The organism is Collinsella sp. TF06-26 (genome assembly GCF_002232035.1).
Taxonomy (GTDB): domain Bacteria; phylum Actinomycetota; class Coriobacteriia; order Coriobacteriales; family Coriobacteriaceae; genus Collinsella.
Genome location: NZ_NKXR01000040.1, coordinates 1 through 749, shown reverse-complemented (window position 1 = coordinate 749; position 749 = coordinate 1). Strand labels below are relative to the sequence as shown.

Annotated in this window: 1 protein-coding gene; it reads left to right on the top strand. The window is 58.6% G+C overall.

Annotated elements, in window-relative coordinates; translation table 11 throughout:
• Positions 1–149 precede the first annotated feature (149 nt).
• Positions 150–608 carry an IS200/IS605 family transposase gene (gene tnpA / locus CHY22_RS09840; protein ID WP_089573702.1) on the top strand — a complete coding sequence of 153 codons (459 nt, stop codon included), beginning with the start codon at positions 150–152 and terminating at the stop codon, positions 606–608.
• Positions 609–749: the final 141 nt, after the last annotated feature.

The window sequence follows — 749 nt, the reverse complement described above, 5'->3', positions numbered from 1 at the left end:
TTCAAGACTTTAGTCTGCTGGCCGCGCAGCGGCCAGCTTTAAACCACCCGCTACGCGGGTGGAGACAAACGGCTTTACAAAGCCACCCCTCCGACCGATATTGACGATTGTTCAGGCCGTCAAGAATTCGAGTCGAAGGGGTGGTCGCCATGGCCCAGAAGGCCTACAGCCTTTCCCACACGAAGTGGATGTGCAAGTACCACATCGTGTTCACGCCGAAGTATAGGCGCAAAGTGATCTACAACCAAATCAGGAGCGACATAGGGGAGATCCTCAGGAAGCTGTGCGAGTACAAGGGGATCGAGATAATCGAGGGGCACCTGATGCCCGACCACGTGCACGTGCTGCTGGCGATCCCGCCGAAGTACAGCGTCGCGAGCGTCATGGGCTACCTGAAGGGGAAGAGCTCGCTGATGATATTCGACAGGCACGCCAACCTCAAGTACAAGTTCGGCAACAGGAAGTTCTGGGCGGAGGGCTACTACGTGTCCACCGTCGGCCTGAACGAGGCGACGATCGCCAAGTACATCAGGGAGCAGGAGTCCCACGACATCGCACTGGACAGGCTGAGCGTGAAGGAGTACGAGGACCCCTTCAAGAGGGGGTGATGCTGCCGGTTCGACCGGCGCGCCACGGGTCAAGATGCACTAGGCCTGGACGAAGTCCGGGCCCGCGCCTTTAGACGCGAGCCCGGGGCCCGTGGGTTATACCCTAAGAGCAAACCACCCTTTTTAAGGGTGGTTCTGATT